Below are 15,326 nucleotides of genomic sequence, written 5' to 3'. Positions count from 1 at the left end.
TCCATCTGTTTTAATAGCATACTGCGGCGATGCCGGCCGTGGGAGCACGCACTCCTCGCGCTGGACAATCGTCACACCCGGCGCATGCGACATCCCCTCGCTCGCATGGGAATCCTATACTTCAACATCCGCTTGACCACTTTCTTCCGCAGAGCCAACGGCCGGCAGCCTCCCCCATGCCCAATCGCACCACCACCTACCGCTTTTTGCTGCTCGGTTTGGTGGCTGTGGCTGCCTATTTTGCCATCACGCTGCCGCCAAAGGTTGTGGAGCAGTACGCGGCTGCCAGCGAACATAGTCGCCTTGTTGGCTATGCCTACCTGGCGGTGGTGCTGCTGGGCACCGTGGTGTTGGCGGGAATCATGCTGTGGGTGATGTGGAAAGTGTGGCAAAACACACGCACCAAGGAACGCCAAGTCGAGCGGCGCACCAAAGACCCCGGCAAGCTATCGGCTAAGGAGCGCCGCGAGGAACTCTCCGAGAACATCGCCGCCGGCAGGGACTATGCTTCGACTGGTGGCATCAGCGACGCGGTTCGCGCCGAAATCGAGCGGGCGGTGAGCGAGATGGAGGCCAAGCACGAGGCCGAGCGGCTCGAAGTGGTCGCGTTCGGCGCGATCTCCAGCGGCAAGAGTTCGCTCTTGAATGCCCTAGCTGGCCGCGATGCGTTTCGCACGGGCGTGGTCGGCGGAACCACCTCGGCGCAAAGCCAGGTCGAGTGGCCCGGCAGCGACCGCGTTGTGCTGGTCGACACACCGGGACTCGCCGAAGTGGCGGGCGAGATTCGCGGGCGCGATGCCGCCGAAGCGGCCAAAAACGCCGACCTGGTGTTGATGGTGGTCGATGGCCCGCTGCGCGACTACGAGCACGAATTGCTGGAGACGCTCGCCGAAATGGGCAAGCGAATCCTCATCTGCCTGAACAAAGCCGACTGGTTCACCGACAGCGAGCGGGCCGAACTATGTAAGCAAATCGCCGAGCAAGCCCGCGGGCTGGTGGCGGCCGACGACGTGGTGAGCGTACGCTCGCGCCCCGTGGAGCGGCCCATCAAACGCGTGCTCCCAGACGGAACCGAAGAAGACGGGACGGTCACCGAGCCGCCGGACATCTCGCCGCTGGCCGATCGATTGGTGCAGATCGTCACCAAGGAAGGCGACTCGCTACTGTTGGCCAACTTGCTCATGCAATCGCGCGGCGTCGTGGACGACGCCAAAGAGCGGGTGCTCGCGGCGCTCGACGACCAGGCTCGCAAAGTGATCGACCACTACATGTGGGCCGCCGCCGGCGTGACCGGCGCGAACCCGGTGCCGCTGCTAGACGTGGCGGGTGGCACCGCGGTCACGGTGAAGATGGTCATGGACTTGGCGGTGATCTACAAGCAGAAAATCGACTCGGAGACGATCGTCGAGATGCTCTCGCAGATGACCAAGAGCCTGGTAGCCATGCTCGGCGCGAGCGCCGCCGCGCCGGCCGTGGTCGGCGCGATCGGCACCACGCTCAAGAGCCTGCCCGGCGTCGGCACCATCGCCGGCGGCCTGTTGGTTGGCCTGGCCCAAGCGCTAGTCACCCGGTGGATCGGCCGCGTGTTCATGAAATACTTCAAGAGCGAAATGCAAGCGACCACCGGCAGCATCGCCGAACTGGCCCGCGAAGAATGGAACCTGGTAACGAGCCCGGATGAATTGAAGAAGCTGATCGTAAAGGGGCGGCAGAAGTTGGAGGAGTGAGGTAGCAACGACATACAACCCCAGGGAGGCGAACGACACACAACCCCAGGGTAGCGGCGACGCCGCAACCCTGGGCTGATTGACGAAATCCCTTCGGGATAGGAGTGTACTATCCTCCTAGTATGCCGAAGGCATTGCGACTCCCAGCGAAGGGTTGCGGCTACGCCGCTACCCTGGATGACAGTGATGACCCAATGACCACGCCTGAAACCACCCCCGACATCGACCAACCCCTGCACGACGCACTGGGCGCGGTGGAGCATGCGCTCGAGCAGTTGGATGATTGCACGCCGGAGGAGCGGGCGGCGTTGGCGTCCGATATTCGCAGCTTGCGCGACATGCTGGGTAAGCTCAAAAGTGGGCGGGTGGAGATCGCCGTGTTTGGCGAGATCAGCACCGGCAAGAGTGCGCTGATCAACGCGCTGGTGGGCAAAGAGGTTGCCTCGGTGAGCATCCGCGGCGGCTGGACGCGCGACGTGTGGGACGTGCCGTGGGAAGCGGACGGGTATGAAGTGCCCGGCTTTGAGGACTCGGGCGTGGTGCTGCTGGACACCCCGGGCCTGAACGAAGTGGACGGCGCCGAGCGCTCGGCCATGGCGCGCGACACGGCCGAGCGGGCCGACCTGGTGCTGTTCGTCACCGACTCGGACCTGAACGAAACCGAATACTCCGCGCTGGTAGAACTCGCAACCGGCCACAAACCGATCATCCTGGTCGTCAACAAGGTCGACCTGTACACGCCCAAGCAACTCGAAGACCTGCTCGAACTGTTCCGCGGACCGAGGCTCAAGGGCATCGTCGAGCCGGAGAACATCGTGTGCGTGGCCGCTGATCCCCGCCCGGTGGAGTACCACATCGAATCGGCCGATGGTAAAGTCCGCACCGAGTGGCGTGAGCCGGAACCCGACGTCGAAGCGCTGCGGGTGCGAATCCTCGAAGTCCTGCAGCACGACGGCTCCGACCTGGTGGCGCTCAACGCTTCGATGTTCGCTGCCGACCGCAGCGACCGTGTGGGCGCGATCCGCGTAAAGATGCGCAACGACCGCGCCAACGCGATCATCTGGAGCTACGCCGCGGTGAAGAGCGTGGCAGTGGCGGTGAATCACTTTCCCGTGCTCGACGTGCTCGGCGGCACCGCAGTCGACGCGGCCATGGTCGCCACGCTCGGCAAGGTGTACGGCATCGAAATGACCACCGACAACGCCAGGGCGCTGGTCACCAGCATCCTCAAAGCAGCCGGTTGGGTGATGGCGGGCGAAGCGGTGGTGAGCTACATCTCGAGCTTCTTCAAAGGCCTCACGTGGGGCACCAGCACGGCCATCAGCGCCCTACCACAAGGCGCTGCCGCCGGCTACGGCTCGTACATCGTCGGCCAGGCCGCGCGATTTTACTTCGAACACGGCGCCAGCTGGGGCGAAAAAGGCCCCAAACGCGTCGTCGCCCGCATCCTGGAAAACACCGACAAGCAATCGGTGATCGACCACTTGAAGTCGGAGATTAAGGGCAAACTGACGAAAAACCGCCACGCGGCGAAGTGAATTCGTAGGCCGTAACAAGCTTGCGCAGTTACGGCATGGCTTTGTTGCTGCCGTAACTGCGCAAGCTTGTTACGGCCTACATTTGACTTTTGACGATACCGCGGCGGTCAATCCCGCATCTTCGCCAGTGCCGCCAGGATCTCGCCGAGCTGCAGCAGCTCGTCGCCGGAGGTGTCGATGCGGTCGAAGGCGTTATAGACCATCGGGTGGGCAGCGGTTTCTTGTTTTGCCAGGCCTCCGTTGGCGTCGGCGTCGGCGCCGTCGAACATGGCGACGATGTCGAGCCCGGTGTGCATTGGTTTCTGGCCGGCGCGGCGCTGGTCGTCTTTGGGGAGCATCACGTCGACAAAGCCGAGCATCATTTCTTCCCAGCTTTGGTCGCCCCAACGAACGGTTTCGCTCGGATCGGGATTCGCCAAGTTCTGCTTCGAATTGTCGAACACCGCGCGGCAGTGGATCACCGATCCTGCAGTTAACGTGCGAGGCTCGGCCAGCACGTACCGCGTTTGCCAGTTGAAGTCGTAGGCCGGCACGTCGAGCAGCGTTTCGCGCTCTCCGTCCGGGGTGACCAGCACATAGCTGAATGCTCTGCCGCGCAGATGCATGTGCGGCGACATCGAGATTAGCGTCACGTCGTGCTTCAGCGGCTGACTCGTGGCGGTCACCACGTGGGCGCTGTCGTTGGGCGGAATCTCGAACCGCATGTTGCCCACCTCGGCAGTGATGACTTCGTGGTCGATCTTCTCCGGATCGGCCAACACCACGCCCATTTTTGTCACGTCGGTTTGTGGTGAGCCAACCGGCGTGTAGTGCATTTCGAAGATGAACTCCGAACCTGCCGGCACCAGCTTGGCCGAGCCTTGCGGAAGCGGTTCACCCCGCAGTCCCGGCACGTAAGCCGACAGGAAGATCCAGTTCCGGCGGCCGCGCTTGCCGGGCGGTTCGGCGTAGACGATCGTGTGGTGCACCACCGAAGCATTGCCCGGCTGCACTTCGGTCTGTTCGATCCAAGTGTCCTCCTCGAATCCACTCGGCACGCGGAAATACTGGTACGGCACGCCGCGCTTGCCCGCGTCGGCCGGCACCTCGAATTCTTCTTGCATCGCAAACACCAGGTCGGGCTGGTGGGAAAGCTGCCAACCTTTGGTGTAAACCGGCGGCTCCGGCAGGTCGGCCGGGTCGCCTTCGGGGCAGCCAGCGGCCACCCATTTGTAGATCAGTTCTTTCTCCTTCCCAGGCATGCTGCGATCGTTGGCGAACTTGCCATGCTCACCACTGGCGTGCCATGGCGGCATCCGCTGCTCGCGAACCACTTCGGCCATCATCTCGCCCCACCCGGCGACGTCGTCGTAGTTGGCCAGTTCGAACGGACCGATCTCCCCGGCGCGGTGGCACTCCACGCAGCGGGCTTGCAGGATCGGCGCGATGTCGCGGCTGTAGGTTACGTCGCTCGAAGCTTCCGCCTCGCGCACGCGGCCGATGATGCAGCCCAGCGCCTTGGTCTCGGGCTGCGAAACGTCTTTGCCGGCGAGCAATTCATCCAGCGCGATCCGCAGGTCTTCGCGATCCGCATGGTCGCGCACCACGCCCACCACGTACTGGTCGTCGACTCGGCCTTGATATCGCACCTTCCGGTCGGCGTCGAGCACGAACACCTGCGGAGTGCGCTCGGCGCCAAACAGATCGGCCACCTTGTTGGCTTGGTCTTTCAGCACGGCATATTTCAGCTCGTGCTGGCGGACGAACGCGGCCAGCTCGCGGAGCGAATCCTGGCGGTTCGAGTCGACCGCTACAACGGCCACGCCGCGCTCGGCGTACTCGTCGGCGATCGCCTGCAAGCGTCCCGCGTAGAGCTTCGCCAGCGGGCATTCGGTCCCCAGAAAGGCGACCACCACCAGCTTGCTATCATCCAGCTCGCTGAACGAATAAGTCTTACCCAGGTGGTTGGGCAGCTCGAAGGGGTCGATCTTCCGCCCGATCGAATTGGCCGACGCGGTCGTGGCGCTGGCGAGCAGCAGCCAAGCAACGATCGCCGTGCGAGTCTGGGGCAAAAGGGAGGAATTGGCAAACACGTAGCGTCGATCGTAAGGCACTTGATGCATCGGTTCACAAAGGGTTGGGGAGGTACGCCTGTCTGCTGAGTATACCCCGACAGCGGCCGATACGTTTCGCGGCTGCCCGAGACTGGCGCAAAGTATTCTCTGCCAGTGACTTACGCCTGCTAGCAGGGGCGCGAACGCGCCTTGACCGCTGGGCAGCCGCGATTCTATACTCCGCGGCCCCTCTATCTGTTCGAAATGGATTTCGGCAGAGGGCTCGCTCCTCTCGTTTCGTGCGGCAAGGAAGCCTCGTCCATCGTCCAGGCATCGTTTAGTCCGATTCGCGTGTTCGCGCTGATGCATCGCTGCGCGGTGCGAACGCTCGGAATATGCGCGGCCGGGTGCGCGCTGCTGGTCGCCACGACGAACCTCGCGCGCGGCGAAGTGTTCCTGCCACGCCCTGCGGACGATCCGGCGGTAGCCATCACTGCGGCCGCCGCCACCAAGTGGCAAGAGGGCGTGTACGAAACGTGGCATCTGTCGGGCGGATGCACCATCACGCAGGGCTCGAACACCGTGCAGGCCGCCGAGGCCATCGTGTGGGTCGAGCCACCGGACGTCGCTCGACCCGGCGAGTCGCACAAGGTGATCATCTACGCCGAACCGGCCGCCGGCCAAATGGTCGCGCTGTCGCATCGCGACCCCACAGGCCAGCAAGCCCGACAAGATGTGCAACAGTGGTTCGGCCGCTGGCGGACCGGTCCCGGCGTGGCATGGCGCGTTGCGCGGCAATCCACCCCACCGCCCAACGCTCCCGCGATTCACACCCGCGCATCGGCGCACTTCCATTCCCTCGCCGCGAGTGCGGCCACCGAATTGGGTGTCAACAAATCGGGCGAAGTGCAGACCGTGCAGTTCCAGCAGTTCGTTGCGCCGCCTGCGCCGGTGGTCACCAACCCCAGCGGCATTCGCCGCGTGCGTATCGGGCAGCGGAGCGACGTGGGCATGCAAATCAACTCGAAGCCACTGCCGGGCGGCCAATATGCGGCCACGATTACCGGTGGCACGCGGATCATCATCGAGGGACTCAAAGTTAGCGGTCTGCCCGATGCATTGGGTCCCATTGATTTGCTCGACATTCAAACCGACCGCGCGGTCGTTTGGTCGTCGGCGTCGATCTTTAGCGCCGGCGCGTTCGAGCAGCAGAACGACATGCCGCTGGAAATCTACATGGAGGGCAACATCGAGTTTCGGCAGGGCGACCGCGTGATCTACGCCGACCGCATGTACTACGACGTGCGGCGCAAAGTGGGCACCATTATCAACGCCGAACTGCAGACACCGCTCTCGGGATTCGACGGCCTGGACTACGATGGCCTGGTGAGGCTCAAGGCCGGAGTGATCGAACAGCTCGACGACTCGCGGTTCGTCGCGCACGACGCGATGCTCACGACCAGCCGCCTAGAAGTGCCCAGCTTCCACTTGGGGTCGCAAACGATCACGCTCGAAAACACGCAGCAACCGGCCATCGATCCCTTCACCGGCGTGCAGGCAGTCGACCCCGTTACGTTCCAGCCGATTTATGATTCGAGAAGCCTGGCGCAAAGCCGGGGCAACTTCGTGTACGTGGGCAACGTGCCGGTGTTCTACTGGCCTACGCTGGCAACCGACCTCCAAGAGCCAAGCTACTACATTAGCAACTTGCGTGTCCGCAACGACCGCATCTACGGCTTCCAGACACTGGTCGACCTCGACATGTTCCAACTGTTGGGCGTCGACGAGCCGCCGGCGGGTGTGGATTGGGACATCAGCCTCGACTACTTAAACGAGCGCGGCTTCGGCTACGGCACCACCGTCGAGTACAACCGCGACATGTTCTTCAACACCATCGGGCCGACCAGTGGTCGGCTCGACGCCTGGTTCATCGACGACCACGGCGTCGACAACCTGGGCTTCTTCCGCCGCGACATCGTGCCCGAGGCATCGTACCGCGGGCGCACGTTCTGGAATCATCGCCAGAAGGTGATGCAAGGTTGGCTCGAAGGATGGACCGTGCAGGCCGAGGTGGGCTGGATCAGCGATCGCACGTTCCTCGAGCAGTACTACGAACAGGAATGGGACGACCGCAAGGACCAGATCACCGGAGTGCGGCTCAAGCGGATCACCGACAACCGGTCGCTGTCGATCGAGGCCAACGGACAGGTCAACACGTTCTTTACGCGAACGCAGTGGCTGCCGCGTCTCGATCACTACATCCTGGGCCAGGACCTCTTCAACGAGTCGCTCACACTCAACACGCACACCAGCCTGGCGTACGCCAACCAGAACATCGCCAGCACGCCGACGAATCCACAGCTCGAATCGGAATGGACCTTGCTGCCCTGGGAACAGACCGACGCCGGCGGTCGGATTTCAGGAGCGGGCGAGCGCTTCCTCAATCGCAGCTCGATCGCTGCGCCGCTAAACTTCGAGCCATTCAAGGTGGTGCCGTACGCGGTGGGCGAACTCGGCCACTGGGGCGCCGACCGCAACGGCGACGACATCCAACGCGTCTACGGCCAAGCCGGCGTGCGCGCGAGCATCCCGTTCTGGACCGCGAACCCTTACATCCAGGACCCAGTGTTCAACCTCAACGGCCTGGCACACAAGGTGGTATTCAACATGGAGGCTTCGGTCTCCAGTTCGAACCGCGACATGGAAGAGTTCCCGCTGTACGACGAAATCGACGACGACGTGTTCGAGGAAATCCGCCGGCGGTTGTTCTTCCCACCCTTCGGCGGCCAATTGGCGGGCACGTTCTTCGATCCCACCACGGTGCCCACGAGCATCGATCCGAAGTTCGACCCGCGTTTCTGGTTGCTGCGAACCAACACCCAAAGCTGGGTGACCTCGCCGGCGATGGAAGTGGCGGACGACCTGGCGTTGGTGCGGTTCGGCATGCGACACCGACTGCAAACCAAGCGCGGCCTGCCAGGGCGGCAACACATCGTCGACTGGATGACGCTCGACACGAACGTCTCCTGGTTCCCCGACGAAAACCGCGACAACTACGGCTCGGCGATGGGCCTGGCCGACTACGACTATCGCTGGCACGTGGGCGACCGGTTCACGATCCTCTCCGACGGAGCAGCCGACTTCTTCGGCGAAGGATTCCGCACGCTGTCGGCCGGCATGATCGTCAACCGTCCCTCGCGCGGCAACCTGTACCTGGGCTACCGCACGCTTCGCGGCCCGTTCACCGCCGACGTGCTCACGGCCACGATCAACTACCGCATGAACTCGAAGTGGGTCGGCTCGGTCAGCTCGGTAGTCGACTTCAGCGAAGCGGGCAACATTGGCCAATCGATCACGTTCAGCCGCATCGGCGAGTCGCTCATCGTCAGCTTCGGCGCGAACATCGACGAGTCGAAAGACAATGTCGGCTTTAACTTCCTGATCGAACCCCGCTTCCTGCCCACACTCAGCCTCACGCGGACCACCGGAATCGATATCCCACCAGTCGGTGCAGGCGGATTGGAATAATCGAGGTTTGGGACAGGCGGCTAGGGGCTTGAGTTACAATGGAACTCTCCCCCAGCCACCAAACCAACGCATTGTCGCCATGCCACGAGTCCACCACCCGACGCCCGTGCCGCCGCCAAGTTCGCCCATGAAACGTTGGATTTGGAAGTTCGCCTGCGCACTGCGTGGGGTGGCCGTGGGCATGCGGGGACAAAACAGTTTCTACGTGCACGTTCCCGCGGCCATCGTGGCGTGCATCATGGCCGCGTGGCTGGACTTGCCGCTCGCCGAGTGGCTCGTCGTGGTGCTGTGCATCACGGTGGTGCTGTCGGCGGAGCTGATCAACTCGGCCATCGAACACCTGGCCCGCGCGGTCACACGCGAAGAACACCCCGAGATCCGCGACGCGCTGGACATCGCCAGCGGCGCAGTGTTGGTCGCATCGATCGGCGCTAGCGCCGTGGGCGTGGTGCTGCTAGTGAGCCACTGCTCTTAGCAGGGCCACCAGCACTTCACGCGCTGGCGATAGCCGGTGTACTCGTCGCCGAACAGTTGTTCGAGGTGCTCTTCTTCTACGGGGCGGACCGTATAGTTCCACAGCAGCCCCCCGGCCACTACAACTGCCGGCATCAACCACGAACCAAGGCCAAGTCCTACGGCCAGACCTTGCGAGAGTCCGGCAACGGCCATCGGGTTTCGCACCCAGCGATAGGGACCGGCCACCACCAGATGCCGCGGGCAGTCGGTCGGCAGCGGTGTGCCCCGTCCCACCACGGCCATGGTGACCGCCGTCCAGACGTTGAGCGCGCTGGTCACCAGGAACAACACAACTGCCACAGGAATCTGTCCAGTGAAATGAAACGCGGGCCAGCCCATGAGGTCTTCGAACCAGCGAAGCGAAACCGGCAGCACGAACAGGAATACGCCCCAGAACACGATCGATTGCAGGAACGTCTTCCACAGATTCCAACCGGTCGAAGCAGGACGCGCCTGGCGAAAGTAGCGGCTTGGCGACATCGCTACTCCCGATAGCCGAGGGCGGCGAGCCAGGCCAACACCGCGGCCGCACACATCAGCACCACGGCCAAGATGCACTCGCCGGTAAAGAGGAAGGACGCCAACACATAAAGCGTCGCATAACTCACCGCCCCAACCACGAACCACAACACCGCCCGCGCGCCGGGAAGCCTCTTCGCCACAGCAACTGCCGCCAATGCCGAACCACCCACAAAGCAAACCACGTCGGCCGCAGCGAAGGCCAGGAGCACCGAGTCGCTGGTCCGCGTGGGCCAAAACCACTCGCGACTCGCCGGCCAGAGCCAGAGCATCATCCACCACACCGCGCCGGCCACGGCCTGCAAGGCGAAGTATCCAGCGATGAGGGAGCGCGGGGGCATGCTTTCGGAAAGTGCCTCAGTAAATGAACACCATTGGTATGACGACCGCCATGATCAACCCGAAGTGCAGCCCAGCGACGGCATCTCCGAGAAGTGTGCCGAACGATGCACCAGCGCACGCGAAGCCGCCTAGGTAGCAAGTGAATACGAGCATGGGCCAATGGTGGTCCATTGCCCAACCCCATCCCCACCAACACTGAATACTAAGAATCGCCAACAGCATCGACGCCAAGAGCCTGCGGAGTGAAAACTGGAATCGCGGCATGTCGATCTCTTCGACGTTAAAGTCGGTCTTGGTCAATCCGGCGAGCCGAGAGCGTCAGCGACCGGAGATAAGTCCAAGACCGCTCGCAACTCACTCCGGTCGCTGGTAAGAAGCCAATGCCGCATGGCACCGATTCTACTCACCAGCCAGTCCCAACGCTTCAATCTCGGCGAGCTGGGAGCGTCAGCGACCGGAGTTGAGCACCAAGACCGCTCGCGGGTCACTCCAGTCGCTCTCGCTCCTGGCTCGCCAAGGGACTTAACCCCTTACGTCCCAGCACTTTAGCGATTGTGCGGTGTGTGCCGGCTGTGCCGGTCGGAGGGCCGTACCTTTGTCAGTTGATAAGGGAGGGGTAAACTAGAGGACTTCGGCGTCTTTAACCGCCTTGTATTATTGTTTTTCCGAGCGCTGGCGCGCCTGGAATGCCGACATAAGTGCTTTCGTCTCCCGCTTTGGGTGGGGCGAGGCACTCGAAACCTGTCCCGCCCTGTCCGCAGTAGAAATATCGTCTGTCTATGCATTCGCAAGTTGTCGTCTTAGGTGGTGGTCCCGGTGGTTACGCGGCCGCTTTTCTCGCTGCCGATCTTGGTTTGGAAGTCACCATCGTCGAGGCCGACCCTCGCCTGGGTGGTACGTGCCTGCTGCGAGGTTGCATTCCTTCCAAGGCCCTGCTGCATGTGGCCAAGGTGATTTCCGAAGCCGAGGAGATGGCCGATTGGGGTGTCGAGTTCAGCAAGCCACAGGTCAACATCGACAAGGTCCGCGAGCGCAAGAATAAGATCATCGAAACGCTCTCCGGCGGCCTGGGGCAGCTGGCTGATCGTCGGAAGGTGAAGAAGATCCACGCCCGCGGGGTGTTTGTCGACTCCAACACGCTGGAACTCGAAGGCGGCAACCCCGAAACCTACGAACACAAACGCCTGACGTTCGATCACTGCATCCTGGCGACCGGCTCGGTGCCAGCCATGCCCAAGGCGTTCGACATTGGCTCGCCGCGGGTGATGGACTCCACCGGCGCGCTCGACCTCGAGGAGTTGCCCGACTCGCTACTGGTCGTCGGCGGCGGCTACATCGGTCTGGAAATGGGCACGGTTTACTCCGAGCTGGGCACCGCGGTCTCCGTCGTCGAGTTGGCCGATGGACTGCTGCCAGGCGCGGATCGCGATCTGGTGAAGCCGCTAATCAACCGCGTGAACGAGCGATTTGCCAGCGTGCAAGTCAACACCAAGGTGGTGAGCCTGAAAGACGTCGGCGACGGCGTGGATGTCGAACTCGAAGGCCCCGAGGGGAAGCAAACCACCAAGTTCGACCGCGTACTGATCTCCATCGGCCGCCGTCCGGTTTCATCGGGCTTCGGCCTGGAGAACACTAAGGTCACGGTCAACGAGCGGGGCTTTGTGGAAGTCGACAAGCAGCAACGGACCAGCGACCCGTCGATCATGGCGATCGGCGACGTTGCGGGCGATCCGATGCTCGCGCACAAGGCGGCCGTCGAAGGCAAAGTGGCGGCCGAAGTGCTCGCCGGCGAGCCGGCCGCACTCGACGTGGTAGCTATTCCGGCGGTGGTGTTCACCGATCCGGAAATCGCCTGGGCCGGTCTGACCGTAGAAGAGGCCAAGGCCCAAGGTCGCGAAGTGAAAGTGGCCCAGTACCCCTGGCAAGCCAGCGGCCGGGCGATGGCCAACGGCCGCACCGATGGTTTGACCAAGTGGATCATCGACCCCGAGACCGACCGCGTACTGGGCTGTGGCGTCGTGGGCTACGGAGCGGGCGAACTGATCGGCGAGGCAGTGCTGGCCATCGAGATGGGCTGCAACATTCGCGACATCGCGGAGAGTGTCCATCCCCACCCGACGATGAGCGAGACGATTGCCTTTGCCGGCGAGGTGCACTTGGGCACCGCCACGGAAGTGTATCGGCCAAAACGGAAGAAATAGATAGTTGGGCTTTTGGGGTTTGGCGTTAGGATTGAGACAGCCGCCGGCTGCAGAACTACCCACCCAGCAGCTCAAACGTATAGTCCTTAGAGAGCGATAATCATGGCAAGCGTTGACGCAAAAGAACATCACTCGCCCATTCCCGACGACAGCGATCCGACGGAAACCGCTGAATGGCTGGAGTCGCTCGACTACGTGCTCGAGCACAAAGGCCCCGAGCGGGTGAAGCAACTGCTTGGCGCGCTGGAAGAAGCTGCGCATCGCAACGACGTCGAACTGCCGTTCACCGCAACGACTCCCTACATCAACACCATCCCGCGCAGCGAGCAGCCCCCCTACCCTGGCGATCGCGAACTCGAGCGGCGGATCAAGAGCTACGTCCGCTGGAACGCGATGGCCATGGTCACCCGCGCCAACCGCCACCCGGCAGAACCGGGCGGACACATCTCGACGTTTGCGTCCAGCGCCACGCTGTATGAAGTGGCACAGAATCACTTCTTCAAAGGTCGCGGGGAAGATGGCTTCAGCGGAGACCAGGTTTACTTCCAGGGCCACGCTGCGCCAGGCATGTACGCCCGGGCGTACCTCGAAGGCCGGTTGACCGAGCGGAATCTGGTGAACTTCCGCCGCGAGCTGTCCGATGGCGGCGGCCTCAGCAGCTACCCCCACCCGTGGCTGATGCCCGACTTCTGGGAGTATCCCACCGTGTCGATGGGCCTCGCGCCGATCATGGCCATCTACCAGGCGCGGTTCAACGAGTACCTGACCGACCGCGGCATCGCCGATCTGTCGAACAAGCACGTCTGGGCCTTCCTGGGCGACGGTGAATGCGACGAGCCCGAAACGCTGGGCGCCATCTCGCTGGCGACTCGCGAGCAACTACAAAACTTGATCTTCGTGATCAACTGCAATCTGCAACGTCTCGATGGGCCAGTGCGCGGAAACGGAAAGATCATTCAGGAACTAGAAGGTACGTTCCGTGGCGCCGGTTGGAACGTGATTAAAGTCATCTGGGGTGGAGAGTGGGATCCGCTGATCGAACACGACGACGAAGGAGTGCTGGCCAACCGAATGATGGAAATCGTCGATGGCCAATACCAAAAGTATACCGTCTCACCGGGTAGCTACATTCGCGAGCACTTCTTCGGAGTCGATCCTCGCCTGGAGGCGATGGTTAAGAGCCTCTCCGACGAGAAACTCACCAAGATGCGCCGTGGTGGGCACGATCCTGACAAGGTATACGCTGCGTACAACCGTGCGGTGAACTTAAAGAACGGTAAGCCGACAGTCGTGATCGCCAAAACGATCAAGGGATATGGTTTGGGTGAAGGTGGCGAAGGCCGCAATATCACACACAACAAAAAGAAAGCCAACGAAGAAGAACTTCGCGAGTTCCGCACTCGGTTCGGCATTCCAATCTCCGACGAGCGCGTGGCCGAAGCGCCGTTTTACCGTCCGCCGGAAGATAGCCCCGAAATGAAGTACATGCGGGCCCGCCGCGAAGCGCTCGGTGGACCGGTGCCGTCACGCAATGCCTCGCGGAGCACGATCAGCGTGCCGGCACTGCCTGCCTACGAAAAGACGGTCAACACCAAGATGGTGTCGCAAGGCGAAGGCAAGGAAATGTCCACTACCATGGGCTTCGTTCGCTTGCTTAGCGACCTGCTGCGCGACAAGGAGATGGGTAAGTTCATCGTGCCCATCGTGCCCGACGAGTCGCGTACGTTTGGCATGGAAGGCCTATTCAAGCAGGTGGGAATCTACGCTCACGCTGGACAGCTTTACGAACCCGTCGACGCCGGCGAGCTCTCCTACTACAAGGAAGCCCAGAATGGTCAGTTGTTGGAAGAAGGTATCACCGAAGCGGGTAGCATGAGCTCGTTCAACGCCGCTGGCACCAGCTACAGTGCGCACGGCGTGCCGATGATTCCGATGTACATCTACTATTCGATGTTCGGCTTCCAACGCATCGGCGATTTGATCTGGGCCGCGGCCGACATGCGAGCCAAGGGCTTCCTGCTGGGCGGCACCGCCGGCCGCACCACGCTCAATGGCGAAGGCCTGCAGCACCAGGATGGCCACAGTTTGGTGAACGCCATGGCCTTCCCCACGGTGCGGGCATACGACCCGGCGTTCAACTACGAGACGGCCGTCATCATGTTCCATGGCATGAAGCGGATGTACGTCGACAACGAAACGTGCATCTACTACATCATGCTCGAGAACGAGAACTACATGATGCCGCCGATGCCCCAGGGCCCCGACGGAGGTCCCTGCAAAGAGGTCGAAGAGGGGATCATCAAGGGCATGTACAAGGTGAGCCCCGCACCCGAGCGCAAAAAGCACCATGTGCAACTGTTCGGCAGCGGTGCAATCCTCCGCGGCGTGCTCGACGCGCAGAAGCTGTTGGCCGAGAAGTACGACACTTCGGCCGACGTATGGAGCGTGACCAGTTACACCGAGCTCCGCCGCGAAGCACAGGAGTGCCGCCGCTGGAACATGCTGCACCCCGGCGAGGAGCCGCGCGTCAGCTACCTGGAGCGTCAACTCGAGGGACTCGAAGGTCCTTTCATCGCGGCGAGCGACTACATGCGGGCGCTGGCTGAGCAGATTGACCCGTGGGTCCCCGGCGGCCTGTTCGCCCTGGGCACCGACGGCATGGGCCGCAGCGAAAGCCGCGAAGCCCTGCGTCGGCACTTTGAAGTGGACGCCGAGTTTGTGACCCTGGCAACCTTGGACCAATTGAAGAAAGCCGGCAAGGAAGACCTGCCGTGCTTGAAGCAGGTGATCACGGACCTGGGCATCGACCCGGACAAGGAGTCCGCACTGTACGCATAGTACCTCCACACTCCGTGTGGAGAAAACGAACAAACCCTACAAGCAACATCAGCACATGGCGCTGGAGCGTCACTTTGTGAATCA

At 62.4% G+C, this 15,326-nt stretch carries 10 protein-coding genes; 6 read left to right on the top strand and 4 right to left on the bottom strand.

What is annotated here, in order from left to right; translation table 11 throughout:
• The first annotated feature begins 176 nt into the window (after window positions 1-176).
• A complete protein-coding gene (locus tag ACQK2L_RS09195) occupies window positions 177-1,727 on the top strand; it encodes a YcjF family protein (RefSeq protein ID WP_425396654.1) in 1,551 nt (516 codons plus the stop codon).
• Window positions 1,728-1,921: 194 nt separating this feature from the next.
• Window positions 1,922-3,265: a DUF697 domain-containing protein gene (locus tag ACQK2L_RS09190; RefSeq protein ID WP_425396653.1), complete on the top strand. Its 1,344-nt coding sequence runs from the start codon at window positions 1,922-1,924 to the stop codon at window positions 3,263-3,265.
• A 107-nt stretch (window positions 3,266-3,372) separates the two neighbouring features.
• Here the strand turns inward: ACQK2L_RS09190 and ACQK2L_RS09185 are convergent, their stop codons facing one another.
• Window positions 3,373-5,367, bottom strand: coding sequence for a redoxin domain-containing protein (locus ACQK2L_RS09185; RefSeq protein WP_425396652.1), 1,995 nt, complete (start codon window positions 5,365-5,367; stop codon window positions 3,373-3,375).
• 195 nt (window positions 5,368-5,562) lie between these two features.
• Between ACQK2L_RS09185 and ACQK2L_RS09180 the strand changes: the two genes are divergently transcribed.
• Both ACQK2L_RS09180 and ACQK2L_RS09175 read left to right on the top strand, forming a co-directional pair.
• Window positions 5,563-8,826, top strand: coding sequence for an organic solvent tolerance protein OstA (locus ACQK2L_RS09180; protein ID WP_425396651.1), 3,264 nt, complete (start codon window positions 5,563-5,565; stop codon window positions 8,824-8,826).
• Window positions 8,827-8,953: 127 nt separating this feature from the next.
• The gene (locus tag ACQK2L_RS09175) at window positions 8,954-9,301 is read left to right on the top strand and encodes a diacylglycerol kinase family protein (protein ID WP_425396650.1); all 348 of its coding nucleotides are present in this window, start codon (window positions 8,954-8,956) and stop codon (window positions 9,299-9,301) included.
• Here the strand turns inward: ACQK2L_RS09175 and ACQK2L_RS09170 are convergent.
• The 3 genes from ACQK2L_RS09170 to ACQK2L_RS09160 are packed head-to-tail and all read right to left on the bottom strand — an operon-like array spanning window position 9,298 to window position 10,503.
• Complete coding sequence (locus ACQK2L_RS09170) at window positions 9,298-9,822, bottom strand: methyltransferase family protein (protein ID WP_425396649.1); 525 nt, start codon at window positions 9,820-9,822, stop codon at window positions 9,298-9,300. The genes ACQK2L_RS09175 and ACQK2L_RS09170 overlap by 4 nt on opposite strands.
• A 2-nt stretch (window positions 9,823-9,824) precedes the next feature.
• Window positions 9,825-10,202, bottom strand: coding sequence for a hypothetical protein (locus tag ACQK2L_RS09165; protein ID WP_425396648.1), 378 nt, complete (start codon window positions 10,200-10,202; stop codon window positions 9,825-9,827).
• A 16-nt stretch (window positions 10,203-10,218) separates the two neighbouring features.
• The gene (locus ACQK2L_RS09160; protein WP_425396647.1) at window positions 10,219-10,503 is read right to left on the bottom strand and encodes a hypothetical protein; all 285 of its coding nucleotides are present in this window, start codon (window positions 10,501-10,503) and stop codon (window positions 10,219-10,221) included.
• A 479-nt stretch (window positions 10,504-10,982) separates the two neighbouring features.
• Here ACQK2L_RS09160 and lpdA point away from each other — a divergent pair, with 479 nt between their 5' ends.
• Window positions 10,983-12,404 carry a dihydrolipoyl dehydrogenase gene (gene lpdA / locus ACQK2L_RS09155; RefSeq protein WP_425396646.1) on the top strand — a complete coding sequence of 474 codons (1,422 nt, stop codon included), beginning with the start codon at window positions 10,983-10,985 and terminating at the stop codon, window positions 12,402-12,404.
• Window positions 12,405-12,506: 102 nt separating this feature from the next.
• Complete coding sequence (aceE, locus tag ACQK2L_RS09150; protein WP_425396645.1) at window positions 12,507-15,242, top strand: pyruvate dehydrogenase (acetyl-transferring), homodimeric type; 2,736 nt, start codon at window positions 12,507-12,509, stop codon at window positions 15,240-15,242.
• The last annotated feature ends 84 nt before the right edge of the window (window positions 15,243-15,326 follow it).

The organism is Aeoliella sp. (assembly GCF_965227375.1).
In the GTDB taxonomy this organism is placed as follows: domain Bacteria; phylum Planctomycetota; class Planctomycetia; order Pirellulales; family Lacipirellulaceae; genus Aeoliella.
The sequence above is the reverse complement of the archived record's forward strand: the minus strand, read 5'-3'. Positions and strand labels throughout refer to the sequence as shown.